Origin of the sequence: Sphingomonas sp. R86521 (assembly GCF_042466235.1) — a bacterium.
Taxonomy (GTDB): domain Bacteria; phylum Pseudomonadota; class Alphaproteobacteria; order Sphingomonadales; family Sphingomonadaceae; genus Sphingomonas.
The window spans coordinates 1336876-1353931 of the sequence record NZ_JAXHBY010000001.1; the positions used below are offsets into that span (position 1 = coordinate 1336876).

The window sequence follows — 17056 nt, forward strand, 5'->3', positions numbered from 1 at the left end:
ACCCCAGCCTTCGCTGGGGTGACGGATGGGGTTGCCGTGACGGATGGCGCTGTGACGGCAGCGCGTGACTAGGCCTTGTACAACGCGTCCAGCCGTTCCCCATAAACCTGCCGGATCACATGCCGCCGTATCTTCAAGCTCGGCGTCAGCTGTTCGTTCTCGATCCCGAACGGCGCATCCGCCAGCACGAACCGGCGGATGCGTTCGGTCACCGTCAGGTCCTTGTTGACCCGCTCGATCGCAGCCCCCAGCGCGGTGCGGTATTCGCTGTTTTCCGCGAGCCGCGCGAAGCTGCAGGTGTCGCCGTTCGCGGCGCACCATTCCTGCGTCCATTCGGGGTCGGGGACGATCAGCGCGACCATGTAGGGGCGGCGGTCGCCGGCGATCATCGCCTGAACGATCTCGGGTTGCAGCGTCAGCATCCCCTCGACCTTTTGCGGGGCGATGTTGTCGCCCTTGTCGTTGATGATCAGGTCCTTCTTGCGGTCGGTGATGCGGATCCGGCCGTTGGCGTCGATCTCTCCGATGTCGCCGGTGTGCAGCCAGCCGTCCTGCAGCACCTTCGCAGTCTCGGCGTCGTTGCGCCAATAGCCGTGCATGACGAGTTCGCCCTTCACCAGGATCTCGCCGTCCGCCGCGATCCGCACCTCGGTGTTTGCCAGCGCCGGCCCGACCGAGTCCATGCGGATGCCGGCCTTGGGGCGGTTGCACGAGATCACCGGCGCGGCCTCGGTCTGGCCATAGCCCTGCAGGAAGGTCAGCCCGAGCGCTTCGAAGAACAGCCCGACCTCGGGGTTGAGCGGCGCACCGCCCGAGATCATCGCCTTCATCCGCCCGCCGAACTTCTTGGCGATCTTGGGCTTGAACAGCGTCGCGACGGCGGCCTGCATCGGCCGGTCGATCAGGCGCAGCCGGCCCTGGTAGCGTTTGGCGCCGATATCGAGCGCCTGCCGCAGCAGATACGCCGACGCGCCGCCCTGTTTCTCGATCGTCTTGCTGATCCGCGTCCGCAGCACCTCAAACAGGCGTGGGACGACGAACATGATCGTCGGGCTGGTCTCCTCGATATTCGCGGCGAGCTTGTCGAGACCCTCGGCGTAATAGATCTGGCCACCCAGCGAGATCGGGAAATGCTGGCCGCCGGTGTGCTCATAGGCGTGGCTGAGCGGGAGGAACGACAGGAACACCTCGTCGTCCCAGCCGAAATCCTCCGAGATCACGTCGGCACAACCCGCGCAATTGTGGAGGATCGCGCCGTGGTGCTGCATCACGCCGCGCGGGGCGCCGCCGGTGCCGCTGGTGTAGATGATGCACGCCAGGTCGCCGCGGTCGAAGTCCGCTTCCGCCGCGGCGATGTCGGGGGCGGTGGGATTGGCCGCGATCAGCGCGCGCCAGTCGTGGAAATCGACGCCGGTGCCGGGGACGCGCATCGGATCGATCCCGATCACGGTCTGCGCCATGTTCGACTTGAGCACCGCGGGCAGCAGCGTCATCGCCAGCTTCGCGGTCGAGACGATGACCGCGCAGGCGCCCGAATTCTCGATGACGTGCAGGTGATCGCGTTCGGTGTTGGTGACATAGGCGGGCACGGTGACGCACCCCGCGGCCATGATCGCGAGGTCGCTGAGGCACCATTCGGGGCGGTTCTCGCTGACCAGCATGACGCGGTCGCCGCGCTTTAGCCCCACTGCCTTCAGTCCGGCGGCAAGGCTCGCGACCTGTTTCGCGGCGTCGGTCCAGCTGATCGCGACCCAGGCGCCGCTGGTTTTGGACCACAGGAACGGCGCGTCACCCTTCTCGCGGGCCCGAGTGAAGAACATCGTGACGAGGTTCGGGAAATATTCGAGTTGGCGGGCCATCGTCTCTCTCTCCACGCGCCCTATGCGGGCATCGTCTTATTCCGGTGCGCGCTGTAGCACGCCGACGCGCTGGATCGCAGCGACGCTGCCGTCCTGCGCCATCGCGACGCCTTCGCTGCGGGGATCGGCGGCACCTACCCATTTGCCGTCGACGCGTTCGATCGCGTTGGCCTTCAGGCCCAGCGCCGCGACCTGCACGGTCTCGCCGAGCGCCTGTAGGGCCGGGACCATCGCCTCGCGCTCGGTGCCCTTCTCGGCGGCGGCGACATGGCCGGGGGCATAGAGCAGCCCCAGCGCGATCGCGTCCTGCGCGGACAGCTTCCAGTCGACCACGCCGATGATCGTCTTGGCAACCTGCGCGATGATCGTCGATCCGCCGGCCGCGCCGACCGCGAGCCGGACTTTGCCGTCTGGGCCGTAGACGATGGTCGGCGACATCGAACTGCGTGGTCGCTTGCCGCCCTCGACGCGGTTGGCGACGGGATAGCCGTCCTTGTCCGGCACGATGTCGAAATCGGTCAGCTGGTTGTTGAGCACGGTGCCGTCGACGGTGAGGCCGGATCCGAAATAGCCCTCGACCGTGGTCGTGACCTCGACGACGTTGCCGCGCGCATCGACGACCGACAGGCTGGTGGTGCCCGCGACTTCGCTGGCCGGCGCGCGCTGGCGCTTCGGCGCGCCCGGCGGGGTGCCGGGGGCGACGCTGGCCATCGTCGTCGCGGGCGAGATCAGGGCCGATCGCGAGGCGAGATAGCCGGCGTCGAGCATGCCCTTGACCGGTACCGAGACATGGTCCGGATCGCCGACATAGAAGTCGCGGTCGGCATAGGCGAGGCGCGAGGATTCGGCGAACAGGTGCCAGGCCTGCGCGCTGTCCTTGCCCATCCCGGTCATTTCGAAGCGTTCGAGCTGCTTCAGGATCATCAGCACGGTGACGCCGCCCGACGATGGCGGGCCCATCCCGCAGACGCGGTAGACGCGGTATTTGATGCAGACCGGGGCGCGGGGCACAGCATCGTAGCTGGCGAGGTCGCCGAGCGTCATCTTCGACGGATTGCGCGCGGCGCCGTTGACGGTGGCGACGATCTTCTGCGCTTCGGGGCCGACGTAGAAGCTGTCGGGGCCGCGCTGTGCGATCCGTCCGAGCAACGCGGCCTGCGCGGGGTTCTTGATGGTGGCGCCGACCGCGACCGGGCTGCCGTCGGGGGCGGAGAACAGCGCGCGCGTTTCGGGGGTGATGTGCGCGCCGTACGCCGCCATGCCGTTCACCAGCCGCGGCGTCGCCTTGAAACCATCGCGGGCGAGGCGGATCGCGGGTTCGAACAGTTTCGCCCAGGGCAGCTTGCCGTTGCTGCGATGTGCCAGCGCCATGCCGCGCAGCGAGCCCGGCACGCCAACGCTGCGCCCGCCGGGGACGGCGTCGGCATGCGACAATGGCGTGCCGTCGGGGGCGTAGAACCAGCGGCCGTCGGCGGCGGCGGGTGCTTTCTCGCGGAAATCGATCGTGCTGAGCGCGCCGTTTGCAGCCTGCGCGACCCAGAAGCCGCCGCCGCCGATGCCGGAGCTCTGCGGCTCGACGACGTTCAGCGCGAGCATCGTCGCGATCGCCGCGTCGGTCGCGCTGCCACCGGCGCGGAGCATCTCGACGCCGGCGGCGGCGGCGCGCTGATCGGCGGCGCTGACCATGCCCTGAGCATTGGGGCCCTGGGTATTGGCTGGCGGGCTTGCGGGCTCACGCGCTTGCGCGGCGACGGGGAGCAGGAGGGCGAGCGCTAGGATAGTCTTCATCGGAACCGAACCTAACGGGGATCGAGGCGGAGGCAACCCACTACACCCGACGCGCCGTCATCCCGGGCTCGACCCGGGACCCAGGGTTACGGGCGGCGGCGCTCGTGGCTCTGGGTCCTGACGTTCGTCAGGATGACGGTAGCTTGGGGTCATCGACCCCCACCGCATCGGCCACCGTGGCAAGGCCGTCGCGCGCGAGCAGCGCGGACAGCTCGCGAAGGATGCGGGCGGGCAGGCCGGGGCCTTCGTAGACCAACGCGGTGTAGAGCTGGACCAGGCTGGCGCCGGCGCGGAGGCGGGCATAGGCCTCGGCACCGCTGTCGATCCCGCCGACCGAGATCAGCGGGATGCCGGCGCCGGTCGCCTTGCGGAAGTCGGCGAGACGCTGGCGCGCGAGGGGGGCTAGCGGCGCCCCGGAGAGTCCGCCGGTTTCTTTCGCGTTCGCCGAGCGCAGGCCGGGGCGGCTGATCGTCGTGTTGCTGACGATCAGCGCATCGATGCGGTTGTCGAGCGCGGCGCGGGCGATGTCGTCGATATCCGCGGGTTCGAGATCGGGGGCGACTTTCAGGAAGATCGGCGTGTCCCCCTTGGCCGCGGTGCAGGCGGCGAGCAGGTCGCGGAGCGCCGCGCCGTGCTGGAGGTCGCGCAGGCCGGGGGTGTTGGGGGAGCTGATGTTGATCGTGATGTAGTCGGCGTGCGGCGCGGCGCGGGTGACGCCGTGGACGTAATCGGCGGTGCGGTCGGCGGCGTCCTTGTTGGCGCCGACGTTGATCCCCAAAACCTTGTTTCCCCGCGAAGGCGGGGACCCAGTCTGGGCACCCGCCTTCGCGGGTGAACATACTCGGGAGAGGGCCGCATCGAGGCCGTTGTTGTTGAAGCCCAGGCGGTTGATGACCGCGCGGTCTTCTGGAAGCCGGAAGATGCGGGGTTTAGGGTTGCCGGGTTGCGCCAGCGGCGTGAGCGTACCGATCTCGACGCTGCCAAACCCGAGCCCGAAGAAGCCGTCGATCGCGCGACCGTCCTTGTCGACCCCGGCGGCGAGGCCAACCGGGTTGGGGAATGCAATCCCCGCCACGGTCGTCGCGAGCCCCGGCGTGCTGGGGGCCAGCGGTGCGCCGGCCTTGCCCCAGACCGCCAGCGCGGCGATCGTAAGGCTGTGTGCGCGCTCGGCGTCGAGGCGGAAGAGCAGGGGGTGATAGAAGGCCATGGCCGTCCTTGGACGCTGGGGCGAAACACGGTCAAGTCGCCGGTCCAGTGTCGCCGCCCACCCCCAATCGTCACCCCAGCGCAGGCTGGGGTCTTCCGGTTCGGGCCGAGCGCTCTCCCCGCAAAGACCCCAGCCTGCGCTGGGGTGACGGGCGGGGTGGGATCGACCGGATTCGCACGCTTTCGCCTGCGAGTCGTTCGCAGGCAAACCGGGTTGACGTACCCCCGTCCCGGCACCATTTGCAATCGGACGAAATCGTTCCGATTGGACCCCATGCGTCTTTCCAGCCTTGCCGACTATGCCGTCGTGATGATGAGCGCCGCCGCGCGTCATTGCGGTGGCGTGGCGCGGCTGAACGCGACGGTGCTGGCCGAGGAAACCGGCGTGCCGTTGCCGACGGTCCAGAAGCTGATCAGCCGGCTGTCCGCGGCGGGGCTGATCGAGAGCACGCGCGGCACCGGCGGCGGCTTCCGGCTGTCGCGGCCGCCGTCCTCGATCAACCTCGCCGAGATCATCGAGGCGGTCGAAGGACCGATCGCGCTGACGTCGTGCGTCGAGGGCGCCACGCAGGATTGCTGCGTCGAGCAGACCTGCAAGGTGAAGCCGCACTGGAACGCCGTAAACGGTGCGGTGCGCGGTGCGCTCGCGGGTGTGAGTTTGGCTTCCCTGTCGTCGTTCCCCGGCGAAGGCCGGGGCCCAGTTGAGGGCGGAATCTTGGCTGAAAACCGCACTTCACCACCTGAACCTTCCCAACTGGACCCCGGCCTCCGCCGGGGAACGAGAGAGACAGTATAATGGCTACCCGGAACGCAGAGGCGTATGCCGCCGCGAACAAGACGTACGAGTGGGGTTTCTCCTCGGACATCGAACAGGAATTCGCGCCCAAGGGTCTGTCGGAAGACACAGTGCGCTTCATTTCCGCCAAGAAGGGCGAGCCGCAGTGGATGCTCGACTGGCGGCTGAAGGCGTTTGCGTTGTGGCAGGCGATGGAGGCGCCCGACTGGTCGAAGCTCAACGTCCCCCCAATCGATTACCAGGACGCGTATTATTATGCGGAGCCCAAGGCGAAGCCGAAGCTCGGGTCGCTCGACGAGGTCGATCCGGAGATCCTGCGCGTCTACGAGAAGCTCGGCATTCCGATCGGCGAGCAGAAGATGCTGGCGGGTGTGGTCGAGGATCCGCTGAACAAGGACGGCACGCCCAAGCGTCGCGTCGCGGTCGATGCGGTGTTCGACAGCGTCTCGGTCGCGACCACGTTCCGCAAGGAGCTCGAGGCCGCGGGCGTGATCTTCCGCTCGATCTCCGAGGCGATCAAGGAATATCCCGATCTCGTCCGGAAGTGGCTCGGCAAGGTCGTGCCGCAGCGCGACAATTACTTCGCGACGCTGAACTCGGCGGTCTTCTCCGACGGCACGTTCGTCTACATTCCGGAGGGCGTGCGCTGCCCGATGGAGCTGTCGACGTACTTCCGCATCAACGCCGAGAATACCGGGCAGTTCGAGCGCACGCTGATCGTCGCGGACAAGGGTTCGTACGTCTCGTATCTCGAAGGCTGCACCGCGCCGATGCGCGACGAGAACCAGCTGCATGCGGCGGTGGTCGAACTGGTCGTGCTCGATGATGCCGAGATCAAGTATTCGACCGTGCAGAACTGGTATCCGGGCGACGAAAACGGCGTCGGCGGGATCTACAATTTCGTCACAAAGCGTGCGTTGTGCCAGGGCAAAAACTCGAAGGTCAGCTGGACGCAGGTCGAGACCGGCAGCGCGATCACGTGGAAATACCCGTCGTGCGTGCTGCTCGGCGATGGCTCGGTCGGCGAGTTCTATTCGGTCGCGGTGACGAACAATCACCAGCAGGCCGATACCGGCACGAAGATGATCCACCTCGGCAAGAACACGCGATCGACGATCGTGTCGAAGGGGATTTCGGCGGGGCGTTCGGACAACACCTATCGCGGGCTGGTGCGTGTGGCGCCGACCGCGGAGGGTGTGCGGAACTTCACGCAGTGCGACAGCCTGCTGCTCGGCGACCAGTGCGGCGCGCATACCGTGCCGTATATCGAGGTCCGCAATCCCTCCGCGCAGATCGAGCACGAGGCGACGACGTCGAAGATCTCCGAGGACCAGCTGTTCTACGCGATGTCGCGCGGGCTGGACCAGGAGGCGGCGGTGGCGCTGATCGTCAATGGCTTTGCGCGGGAGGTGCTGCAGCAGCTGCCGATGGAGTTCGCGGTCGAAGCGCAGAAGCTGCTGGGGATTTCGCTGGAAGGCTCGGTGGGGTGACCAACCCTACCCCCGTCATGCTGAACTTGGTTCAGCATCCACGGAGCCTGGGGCGACAGCGCCCGTGGCTGGGTGGACCCTGAAACAAGTTCAGGGTGACGAACATGACTATGACGCGGATCGTGAAGAGAACTGAAAATGCTTAAAATTGAAAACCTCCACGCCGAGATCGACGGCAAGGAAATCCTCAAGGGCTTGTCCCTGACCGTAAACGCGGGCGAGGTGCACGCGATCATGGGGCCGAACGGGGCGGGCAAGTCGACGCTGGGCTATGTGCTCGGCGGGCGGCCTGGCTACGAGGTCACGGCCGGCTCGGTGACGTTCGACGGTGTCGACCTGCTCGAGCTGGAGGCGCACGAGCGCGCTGCGGCGGGCGTGTTCCTCGGCTTCCAGTATCCGGTCGAGATCCCCGGCGTGTCGAACGTCCAGTTCCTCCGCGAGGCGCTCAACGCCCAGCGCGCGACGCGGGACGAGAAGCCGTTGTCGGGGGCTGAGTTCCTGAAGCTTGCGCGCGCGCAGGCGGATCTGCTCGGCATGGACTACGACATGCTCAAGCGGCCGGTGAACGTCGGCTTTTCGGGCGGCGAGAAAAAGCGCAACGAGATGGTCCAGATGGGCATCGTCAACCCGAAGTTCGCGATCCTCGACGAGACGGATTCGGGCCTCGACATCGATGCGCTGCGCGTCGTCGGCGACGGCATCAACCGCATCATGCGCGCGCCCGACAAGGCGGTGCTGCTGATCACGCATTACCAGCGGTTGCTGGATTATGTGGAGCCGGACTTCGTGCATGTGCTCGCCGATGGCCGGATCGTCCGTTCGGGTGGGGCGGAGCTGGCCAAGCAGCTCGAATCCGAGGGCTATGTAGGGATCGCGGCGTGATGGTCTCTCGCGCCGTAGGCGCTTTCAAGAAGGGGTTTCACGCGGAGGCGCGGAGACGCGGAGGTTTCGTCGCGTCGGCAGCGCTCCCGCGTGTCATCGCTGGCCGTGGTATGAAAGCCCTGACGGGCTCTTCGTCTTCTCTCCGCGTCTCCGCGCCTCCGCGTGAACCATCCTTCTTCTCGACGGAATGCGCACGATGAGCGACCTGCTCGACCTTCCCTCGACCCGCGAGGAAGCCTGGCGCTGGGCGGACCTGCCGACGTTGGTCGCCGCGACGCAGCTGCCGAAGACGGCGGCCGATGGCGCGGATCATTTTCTCGATCTGCCGGGCGCGCGTCTCGTGTTCGTCGATGGCGTGCTCGATGATGCGCGGAGCGATCTGCAGCGGGTTACGCTCGCGAAGATCGATGGCGGTGAGCATGTGCTTGGCCGCAAGGCGGGCGGCAGGGGTTGGTCGTTACGGCTAGATGCGGATGCGGCGGTCGATCCGGTGCAGGTCGTGCATGTCGCAACCGGTGGCGCGAACCATCTGCCGTGCGAGATCGTCCTCGCCGACGATGCGGTCGCGCAGGTCGTCGAGACCTATGTCGGTAGCGGCTGGAGCAACAGGGTCGCGCGGATCACGCTCGGCAAGACCGCACGGCTGATGCGGGCGGTGCGGATCCTGCAGGACGACGGTTTCGTGTCGCTGCGCGAGGAAGTCGAGTTGGACGCGGGCGCGAGCCTGGTCGCGACGTTCCTGGCGCTTGGCGGCGCGGGCGCGCGGATCGATGGCGCGGTCAGCGTCAATGGCGACGATGGCTATGCCGAGCTGGGCGGGGCGCTGCTCACGCGTGGCGACGAGAACAAGGAGTGCGCGGTGCGGTTGCGGCACGACGCGCTGAACGGGCAGAGCCATCAGTTGTGGCGCGCGGTTGCAGCCGACCGGTCGACGGTCAGCTTGGCCGCCGCGGTCGAGGTGGCGCGGCATGCGCAGAAGACTGACGGCGAGCAGTCGCTGCGCGGGTTGTTGCTGCAGCGCACCGCGACGGTGAATTTGAAGCCGGAACTCGAGATCTTCGCCGACGACGTGAAGTGCGCGCATGGTGCGACGGTCGGCGAACTCGATGCCAAGGCGCTGTTCTATATGCAGAGCCGCGGCATCCCCAAGGCGAAGGCGCAGGCGCTGCTGACGCGGGCGTTCGTGGCGGATGCGCTCGACCGGATCGGCAATGAGACGGTGCGCGAGGCGTTCGTCGCGGATGCGGACGCGTGGTTGGAGAGTGCGTTGTGAGTATTCCCCTCCGTCATGCCGGGCTCGTCCCGGCATCCAGGGTAACGGAGTCCGGCGCTGCTGGGCTCTGGATCCCGGGACGAGCCCGGGATGACGTTGCTTGGGGGGAGGGGCGATGAGCGTCCTCACCGACACCCGCCCCCTCGACCGCGTCGCGGATTTCCCCGCCATCCCCGCGGGTTGGGCGTATCTCGACACTGCCGCCACCGCGCAGAAGCCGCAGGTCGTGATCGACGCGATCACGCGTGCCTACGATACCAGCTACGCCACTGTGCACCGCGGCGTGTACCAGCGATCGGCGGACATGACGCTGGCGTACGAGGCCGCCCGCCGCACCGTGGCGCGGTTCATCTGTGCGGGGTCCGAGAACGAGATCGTGTTCGTTCGCGGCGCGACCGAGGGGATCAACCTGGTCGCGCAGTGTTGGGCGGGGATGCAGCTGAAGGCCGGCGATCGCATCCTGCTGTCGATGCTGGAGCATCATTCGAACATCGTGCCGTGGCAGATGGTCGCCGAGCGCCTCGGCGTCGCGATCGACGTGCTGCCGCTGACCGACGACCACCGCATCGACCTGGATGCGATGGAGCGGATCATCACGCCGGCGCACAAGCTGGTCGCGCTCGGCCATGTCTCGAACGTGCTCGGCTCGGTGCTCGACGCCAGGCGCGCGACCGAGATCGCGCATTCGGTCGGCGCGAAGATCCTGATCGACGGGTGCCAGTCGGTGCCCCGGATGGCGGTCGACGTAAAGGCGATCGGGTGCGACTTTTATGTCTTTTCGGGACACAAGCTGTACGGCCCGACCGGCATCGGCGTGCTGTGGGCGCGGCCCGAACTACTCGACGCGATGCCGCCCTACCAGGGTGGTGGGTCGATGATCGACAAGGTGTCGTTCGCGAAGACCACGTACGCGCCGCCGCCGGGACGGTTCGAGGCGGGGACGCCGCATATCGTCGGCGCGCTGGGGCTGGCCGCGGGGATCGACTATGTCGAGAGCATCGGACTGGCGGCGATCCACGCGCACGAGACCGCGCTGGTGACCCGGACGCGCGAGGCACTCTCGGCGATCAATTCGGTGCGGCTGTACGGCCCGGCGGACTCGGCGGGGATCGTCAGCTTCACGATCGAGGGGGTGCATCCGCACGACATCGGCACCATCTTCGATGAGGAGCGTGTCGCGATCCGCGCCGGCCACCACTGTGCGCAGCCGCTGATGGAGGCACTGGGCGTCGACGCGACGGCGCGCGCGAGCTTCGGCGTGTATAACGGACCGGCGGATGTCGACGCACTGGTCCGCGGTATCGAGCGAGTAACGAGGATTTTCGGATGAGCGACGGATTTCGCATCGAGGAAGTGGACGCGGTCGAGGCCCCGCCCAAGGCGCGCGTGGTCATGGAGACGGACTCGAACGCCGAGCGGAAACGTGATTACCTTGAGGGGTTCCTGGCGCAGAAGCCGCAGGCCGACCCCGCGGGCGAACCCGGCGGCGTGGTGTACGATGCGATCATCGACGCGCTGAAGGATATCTACGATCCCGAGATCCCGGTGAACATCTATGACCTGGGGCTGATCTACGGCGTCGAGGTGACCGAGGATGGCCATGCGGTGGTGACGATGACGCTGACCACGCCCAACTGCCCGGTCGCGGAATCGATGCCGATGGAAGTCGAGATGCGCGTCGGTTCGGTGCCGGGTGTTGGGGTGGCCGAGGTCAATCTGGTGTGGGACCCGGCCTGGGATCCGCAGAAGATGTCGGACGACGCGAAGCTCGAGCTGGGTATGCTTTGACATAAAGCCCCCTCCCGCATGCGGGAGGGGGTTGGGGGTGGGCTCGCGCTCACCGCAATGAATACGGTTTGAGTGGCTGGCCGGGAGCCCACCCCCGGCCCCTCCCGCGAGCGGGAGGGGGGAAAGAAGGAACGAGTTATGGCGACCACCTTGCGCGAACGCCCTGCAGCTTTGAACCTGACCGCGACGGCGCACGCCCGGATCGCGGACCTGATGGGTCGCGCGCCGGCGGATGCGATCGGCGTCAAGCTGTCCACCCCGCGACGCGGCTGTTCCGGGCTCGCCTATTCGGTCGATTACGTCACCGACGCGAAACCGTTCGACGAGCGGATCGAGACGCCGGGCGGCACGCTGTTCGTCGATGGCGGGTCGATCCTGTACCTGATCGGATCGACGATGGACTGGGTCGAGGACGATTTCACCGCTGGCTTCGTCTTCGCCAACCCCAACGCCAAGGGCGCGTGCGGGTGTGGGGAGAGCTTTACGGTCTGACCTGTTCCCCTCCCGCTCGCGGGAGGGGCTAGGGGAGGGCGCGACGTAGCCTTGCCCACTGGTCTGGATTTATGTCAGGCCCTCCCCCGACCCCTCCCGCAAGCGGGAGGGGGGAAGAAGGGGAAGATATGGCCAGCCTGTTCCGCAAGAAGATCGTCCGCGAGCAACCCGCGGGGCAGCAGCTCGCGCGGACGTTGTCGTGGCCACACCTCGTCGCGATGGGGGTCGGCGGGATCGTCGGGACCGGCATCCTGACGCTGATCGGCGTCGGCGCGGGGCTGGCGGGGCCGGCGGTGATCCTGTCGTTCGCGATCGCAGGAGCCATCTGTGCGTGCGCCGCGCTCGCCTATGCCGAGATGGCGACGATGATCCCCGCCAGCGGCAGCGCCTACACCTACAGCTATGTCGTGCTCGGCGAGATCATCGCCTGGGTGATCGGGTGGAGCCTGATCCTCGAATATTCGCTCGTGGTGTCGACTGTCGCGGTCGGCTGGTCGGGCTATGCCGCGCCGCTGCTGCGCGCCGCGTTCGATTTTCCCGAGGCGCTGGTGAAAAGCCCGGAGCTCGGCGGCATCCTCAACGTACCCGCGATCGCGATCATCGCGGTGGTGGCCGGGCTGCTGTCGTTCGGCACGCGTGAGAGTGCGACGCTGAACGCCGTGCTGGTCGCGGTGAAGATGGTCGCGCTGACGGTGTTCGTGATCATCGCGCTGCAATATTTCGACGCCGCGAACCTGCACCCGTTCATGCCGTACGGCTTCCCCAAGGCGGTTGCGGCCGACGGCGCCGAGCGCGGGGTGATGGCGGCGGCGGCGATCATCTTCTTCGCCTTCTATGGCTTCGATGCGATCTCGACCGCGGCGGAGGAAACCAAGAACCCCGAGCGCGACCTCGCGATTGGGATCGTCGGGTCGATGGTGGCGTGCATCGCGATCTATATCCTGGTCGCGGTCGCAGCGGTCGGCGCGCTTTCGTACGCGCGGTTCGCGGGCTCGGCCGAGCCGCTGGCGCTGATCCTGCGTGAGATCGGTCGGCCCGGCTTTGCGACCTTCCTGGGCGCGTCGGCGGTGATCGCGTTGCCGACCGTGCTGCTCGCCTTCCTGTTCGGGCAGAGCCGGATCTTCTTCACGATGGCGCGTGACGGCCTGTTGCCGGCGAGCCTGGCCAAGGTCTCGAAGCGCGGCGCGCCGGTGCGGATCACCTGGATCACCGCGGCGATCGTCGCGGTGATCGCCGGGCTGTTGCCGCTCGCCGAGATCGCGGCGCTGGCGAATGCTGGCACGCTCGCCGCTTTCGTCGCGGTCTGCACCTGCATGCTGGTGATGCGGCGGCGGGCGCCCGACGCGGTCCGCAGCTTCCGCACGCCGGCCGCGACCTTGGTCGGGACCGCGGGTATCCTCGGCTGCCTGTACCTGTTCGTCAGCCTGCCATCGAAGACCCAGCTCTATTTCGCGTTGTGGAACGTTCTCGGGCTGGCGATCTACTTCCTCTACGCGCGGCCACGGGCGCATGCCGAATGAGCGGCTGGACGATCGGGATCATCGGCGGATCGGGGCTCTACGCGGTCGACGGTATCGAGGACGGCCGCTGGCAGACGGTCGAGACGCCGTGGGGTGACCCCTCGGACGCGATCTTCACCGGCCGAGTAGGGCATGTCGGCGTCGCGTTCCTGCCGCGCCACGGCCGCGGACACCGGATTTCGCCATCCGAGCTCAACGCCCGCGCGAACATCGATGCGCTGAAGCGGCTGGGCGTCACCGACGTGCTGTCGGTGTCGTCGGTCGGGTCGCTCGTCGAGGACCGGCCGCCAGGCAGCTTCACCGTGGTCGACCAGTTCATCGATCGCACCAAGGGTCGGCCGTCGAGTTTCTTCGGCACCGGCCTCGTCGCGCATGTCTCGATGGCGGACCCGGTCTGTCCGCGGCTGTCGACGCTGGCGGTCGAGGCTGCGCGCGCGGCGGGGGCGGAGGTCGATGCCGTCGGCACCTATCTGGCGATGGAGGGGCCGCAATTCTCGACCCGTGCGGAGAGCCGGCTGTATCGCCAATGGGGGTGCGCCGTAATCGGCATGACCGCGATGCCCGAGGCGAAGCTCGCGCGCGAGGCGGAGCTTCCCTATGCGCTGGTCGGGATGGTGACGGATTACGATTGCTGGCGGGAGGACGAGGCTGGGGTCGATGTCGCGCAGGTGATCGCGCAACTCGGCGCCAACGCGGCCAAGGCGCGGGCGATGGTGATGCACCTGCTGCGCGCGCTGCCGGAGGAGCGGCCGGCGTCGCCGATCGACACCTGCCTGGATGCGGCGTTGATCACCGCGCCGGACGCGCGCGATCCCGCGCTGTTGGCGAAACTGGATGCGGTGGCGGGACGGGCGTTGGGCTGACGTCGTCCTCCCGGACGCTACGGTCTCCCCTCCCTGGAAGGGAGGGGTCGGGGGTGGGTCGGTGGCGCGTGCCCGCGTCCCACCAAGATCTCACCCACCCCCAGCCCCTCCCTTCCAGCGAAGGGAGCAGAAGGTCAGCGGGCGGCTACCAGCGCCAGCAGCCGCGACATCAGCCCCGTGAAGCGCAGTTCGTTCACATCCGCGTCGGCGCGGTACCAGTTGCCGGTCGCGGCGTACCAGCGGCCATCGCTCGCCTGGACGATGAAGTTCAGCGCGATCACGCCGGGCTCCGACCCGCCCTTGTAGCCGACATAGCGGAACCGCCCCGCGGTCGCGGCGTCGACGCCGGCGTTGACCGCCAGGATCGCCGGGACGGGCGCGTCGGCATGGCGCAATCGATCGAGGACCTTGGCCATGGCGAGCGGGCTGGCGAACCATTCGACGCTGTCGATCGCGACCGGCTTGCCCGAGAACACGCTGGCGTCGAGCGGCCTCGCGGAGATCGCGGCCATTTGGCCGTCGCGGAGTGCGCGGCGGCCAGGGGGCGTCGCCGCAGCCCAGGCGGCGGTGCGCGCCGGGTCCCCCTTCAACGCAAACGATTCGCGAGTCGTCAGTACCGGCGTGCTGCCACCGTTCGCAGCCGCGCGCGCATCGACCGCGTCGCGGCCCAGCGTCGTCATCAACGTGTCGGTCGCGGTGTTGTCGCTGATCGAGATCATCATCGTCGCCAGCGTCTGCAGCGTCACCGGCGCCCCCGCGGGCCAGGTCTGCAACACGCCCGACGGGAGCGAGGGCGGGCCGATGGTCACGACGTCCGCCCAGTGCCGACCACCGGCCGCAACCTGGCGCGCGGCCTCGTCCAGCACCCACAGCTTGAACGCCGACCCGACCGGCGCGGCGATATCGTCGCGGTAGGCGGCGATCGGCGTGGGGGCTGTGTCGCCGAGTGCGTAGAGACCGAACCCGCTGGCGCCGGGCAGCGCGCGGAAATCGGCGGTGACCTTTGCCAGGCTGTCGTCGCGGGTGCCGGTGCCGGTCACGAACAGCCCGGTCGCGAGGTGCGGGGCCGCCGGATCGAGCGCCAGCGTCACCGTCGCCGTGCCGCGCTCATAGGCGATCACCAGGTTCGCCGACCACCGCGTGGTCGCGGTCAGCGATTCGACCCGCTGCGGCGTCCCCAGCGTCTCCTTCAGCTGCGCCGCGATCTGCGCGAGGCGGGCGCGGGGCACTTTGGCGCGGAAGCCCTCGGCGAAATAGCGTTCGTAGCCGCCGCCGTCGTCGAGGATGCCGGTCAGCGCAGCGGCCCGTGCGCGCAAAATAGGATCGGCTGTCACGCCCGGCGCCTGCGCCCCCGATGCCTGCGCCAACGCCGCGACCGGCGACAATGCGAGGACCAGCGCGAGCAGCCGCCGGATCAATTCTTCAGCTTCCAGCCACTCCGCAGCAGCGTGTAGCACATCCCGGCGAGAACGATGTCGATCACCAGGATCACCACCCCGCCGAGCATGACCGGCGAATCGGCCACGCCCAGGAACCCGTAGCGGAACCCGGAGATGATGTAGAAGAACGGGTTGGCGTGGCTGAACGTCCGGAACGCCGGGGCCAGGCGGTCGACCGAATAGAACGTCCCCGACAGCAGCGACAGCGGCGCGATGACGAAATTGGTGACCGCGGCGGCGTGATCGAACTTGTCCGCCCAGATCGACGTCAGCACCCCCAGCAGCGCCAGGAACACCGCGCCGAGCAACCCGAACCACAGGATCGCCAGCGGCGCGTGCGGGGTCACGTGGACGCCCGGATAGAGCGCCATCGCCGCCCAGACCACGACCCCGACGATCATCGCCCGGGTGACCGCACCACCGACCAGCGCCGCCAGCAGCTCGGCCGACGACAGCGGCGGCTGTAAATAGTCGACGATGGTGCCCTGCATCTTGCCGACCAGCAGCGAGAAGCTGGCGTTGGCGAACGCCGGCCCCATCATGCCCTGGCTGATGATCAGCCCCGGCGCGATGAAATCGGCGAACGGGATGATCGTGCCGCCGACATGAACCGGGCTTTTGGCCCCCGTCGCGATCGTGAATACGATCAGGAACAGCAACGTCGTCATCGCCGGCGCCCACACCGTCTGGAGCTGGACCTTGAAGAACCGGCGCACCTCCTTGATATAGAGCGTTGCAAGACCGCCCCAGTTTACGTTCCGGATGACCGGAACGCCGGGGGCGAACCTGATTGCTGGATGGATATCACCGATTGGGGGCTGGCTGCTCATAGAGGTTGCGGGTAATCGCTGCCGCTGCCGCCTGCAACCCGGGCGAACGTAAGGAACGACTATGTCCTGGACCGACGAGCGAATCGATACGCTCAAGACCATGTGGGAGGCGGGACAGACCGCCAGCCAGATCGCCGAAGCCTTGGGCGGCGTCAGCCGCAACGCGGTGATCGGCAAGGCGCACCGCCTCGCGCTGCAGGCACGGCCATCGCCGGTGAAGCCGAACGATCCCGATGCGAAGATCAGCGCAGCGGAAGCCGTCGAGCCCGACGAGACGCCGGTCGTCGAGCCGGTCGCGGCCGCGCCCGTTCCGGCGCCGGTGCCGGCCCCGGTCGAGGCAGTCGCGCCACCGGTCGTCGAGTCGGTCGAAGACGAGGCTGAAGACGACGACGAGGACGAGGACGACGAGGTTGCGGCCCCGGTCGTTGCCACGCCGCGTCCGCCGCAGCCAATCATGCGCTCGGTCGGCCCAGGTGGCTTCCTTCGCCAGGCGCCCGGCGAGCAGCAGCCGCCGAGCACCCCTGCGCCGCCGCGTCGGCTGGTGCCGGCCAAGCCGTCCGCGGATATGGCGGGCAAGACCAGCCTGCTCGATCTCAACGACCGGATCTGCAAATGGCCGCTCGGCCATCCCGGCGAGCCCGACTTCCATTTCTGCGGCGAGAAGGTGAACCCGGGGTTCCCGTATTGCGTCGATCACTGCGGTCATGCGTACCAGGCCCAGCTGCCCCGTCGCGACCGTCGCCCGACGCCGCCGCTGCCATTCGGCGGCCCGCGGCCCCGCTAAGCTCCTAGTACCGCAGACCGTGATCGGTCTGCGGTACGACGGCCGC

The 17056-nt window shown here is 67.9% G+C and carries 15 protein-coding genes; 10 read left to right on the forward strand and 5 right to left on the reverse strand.

Annotated features, from left to right (window positions below):
- Nucleotides 1–68: 68 nt before the first annotated feature.
- The 3 genes from SJY20_RS06190 to SJY20_RS06200 all read right to left on the reverse strand — a co-directional run bounded on the left by SJY20_RS06190 (nt 69) and on the right by SJY20_RS06200 (nt 4854).
- A complete protein-coding gene (locus SJY20_RS06190; RefSeq protein ID WP_380785726.1) occupies nt 69–1859 on the reverse strand; it encodes an AMP-dependent synthetase/ligase in 1791 nt (596 codons plus the stop codon).
- Between the two features lie 36 nt (nt 1860–1895).
- Entirely contained in the window at nt 1896–3647 is a 1752-nt protein-coding gene (ggt, locus tag SJY20_RS06195) for a gamma-glutamyltransferase (RefSeq protein WP_380785727.1), read from the reverse strand.
- 127 nt (nt 3648–3774) lie between these two features.
- Complete coding sequence (locus SJY20_RS06200) at nt 3775–4854, reverse strand: quinone-dependent dihydroorotate dehydrogenase (RefSeq protein WP_380785729.1); 1080 nt, start codon at nt 4852–4854, stop codon at nt 3775–3777.
- A 273-nt stretch (nt 4855–5127) separates the two neighbouring features.
- On the opposite strand from SJY20_RS06200, the gene SJY20_RS06205 reads away from it, so the two are divergent.
- The 9 genes from SJY20_RS06205 (at nt 5128) to SJY20_RS06245 (ending at nt 13957) form a co-directional block, all read left to right on the forward strand.
- On the forward strand, nt 5128–5649 hold the full coding sequence (locus SJY20_RS06205) for an SUF system Fe-S cluster assembly regulator (protein ID WP_380785730.1): 522 nt from the start codon (nt 5128–5130) through the stop codon (nt 5647–5649).
- Nucleotides 5649–7139: a Fe-S cluster assembly protein SufB gene (sufB, locus tag SJY20_RS06210; protein WP_380785732.1), complete on the forward strand. Its 1491-nt coding sequence runs from the start codon at nt 5649–5651 to the stop codon at nt 7137–7139. The genes SJY20_RS06205 and sufB overlap by 1 nt, the downstream gene beginning before the upstream one ends.
- A gap of 138 nt (nt 7140–7277) precedes the next feature.
- The gene (gene sufC / locus SJY20_RS06215; protein ID WP_380785734.1) at nt 7278–8021 is read left to right on the forward strand and encodes a Fe-S cluster assembly ATPase SufC; all 744 of its coding nucleotides are present in this window, start codon (nt 7278–7280) and stop codon (nt 8019–8021) included.
- Nucleotides 8022–8217: 196 nt separating this feature from the next.
- Nucleotides 8218–9294 carry a SufD family Fe-S cluster assembly protein gene (locus SJY20_RS06220; protein WP_380785735.1) on the forward strand — a complete coding sequence of 359 codons (1077 nt, stop codon included), beginning with the start codon at nt 8218–8220 and terminating at the stop codon, nt 9292–9294.
- 115 nt (nt 9295–9409) lie between these two features.
- Nucleotides 9410–10624 carry a cysteine desulfurase gene (locus tag SJY20_RS06225; RefSeq protein WP_380785736.1) on the forward strand — a complete coding sequence of 405 codons (1215 nt, stop codon included), beginning with the start codon at nt 9410–9412 and terminating at the stop codon, nt 10622–10624.
- Nucleotides 10621–11082 carry an SUF system Fe-S cluster assembly protein gene (locus tag SJY20_RS06230; protein ID WP_380785737.1) on the forward strand — a complete coding sequence of 154 codons (462 nt, stop codon included), beginning with the start codon at nt 10621–10623 and terminating at the stop codon, nt 11080–11082. The genes SJY20_RS06225 and SJY20_RS06230 overlap by 4 nt, the downstream gene beginning before the upstream one ends.
- Nucleotides 11083–11220: 138 nt before the next feature.
- Nucleotides 11221–11574 (forward strand): HesB/IscA family protein, encoded by a 354-nt coding sequence (locus tag SJY20_RS06235; RefSeq protein WP_380785738.1) that lies wholly within the window; start codon nt 11221–11223, stop codon nt 11572–11574.
- Nucleotides 11575–11702: 128 nt separating this feature from the next.
- Complete coding sequence (locus SJY20_RS06240; RefSeq protein ID WP_380785739.1) at nt 11703–13094, forward strand: amino acid permease; 1392 nt, start codon at nt 11703–11705, stop codon at nt 13092–13094.
- Nucleotides 13091–13957 carry an S-methyl-5'-thioadenosine phosphorylase gene (locus SJY20_RS06245; protein WP_380785740.1) on the forward strand — a complete coding sequence of 289 codons (867 nt, stop codon included), beginning with the start codon at nt 13091–13093 and terminating at the stop codon, nt 13955–13957. The genes SJY20_RS06240 and SJY20_RS06245 overlap by 4 nt, the downstream gene beginning before the upstream one ends.
- A gap of 134 nt (nt 13958–14091) precedes the next feature.
- On the opposite strand, the gene SJY20_RS06250 is transcribed toward SJY20_RS06245, so the two are convergent.
- A complete protein-coding gene (locus tag SJY20_RS06250; protein WP_380785741.1) occupies nt 14092–15375 on the reverse strand; it encodes a serine hydrolase in 1284 nt (427 codons plus the stop codon).
- The gene (locus tag SJY20_RS06255) at nt 15372–16226 is read right to left on the reverse strand and encodes an ABC transporter permease (RefSeq protein WP_380785742.1); all 855 of its coding nucleotides are present in this window, start codon (nt 16224–16226) and stop codon (nt 15372–15374) included. Before SJY20_RS06255 ends, SJY20_RS06250 begins: the two co-directional genes overlap by 4 nt.
- Before the next feature lie 61 nt (nt 16227–16287).
- On the opposite strand from SJY20_RS06255, the gene SJY20_RS06260 reads away from it, so the two are divergent.
- Nucleotides 16288–17010, forward strand: a complete 723-nt coding sequence (locus SJY20_RS06260; RefSeq protein WP_380785743.1) for a GcrA family cell cycle regulator — start codon at nt 16288–16290, stop codon at nt 17008–17010.
- The last annotated feature ends 46 nt before the right edge of the window (nt 17011–17056 follow it).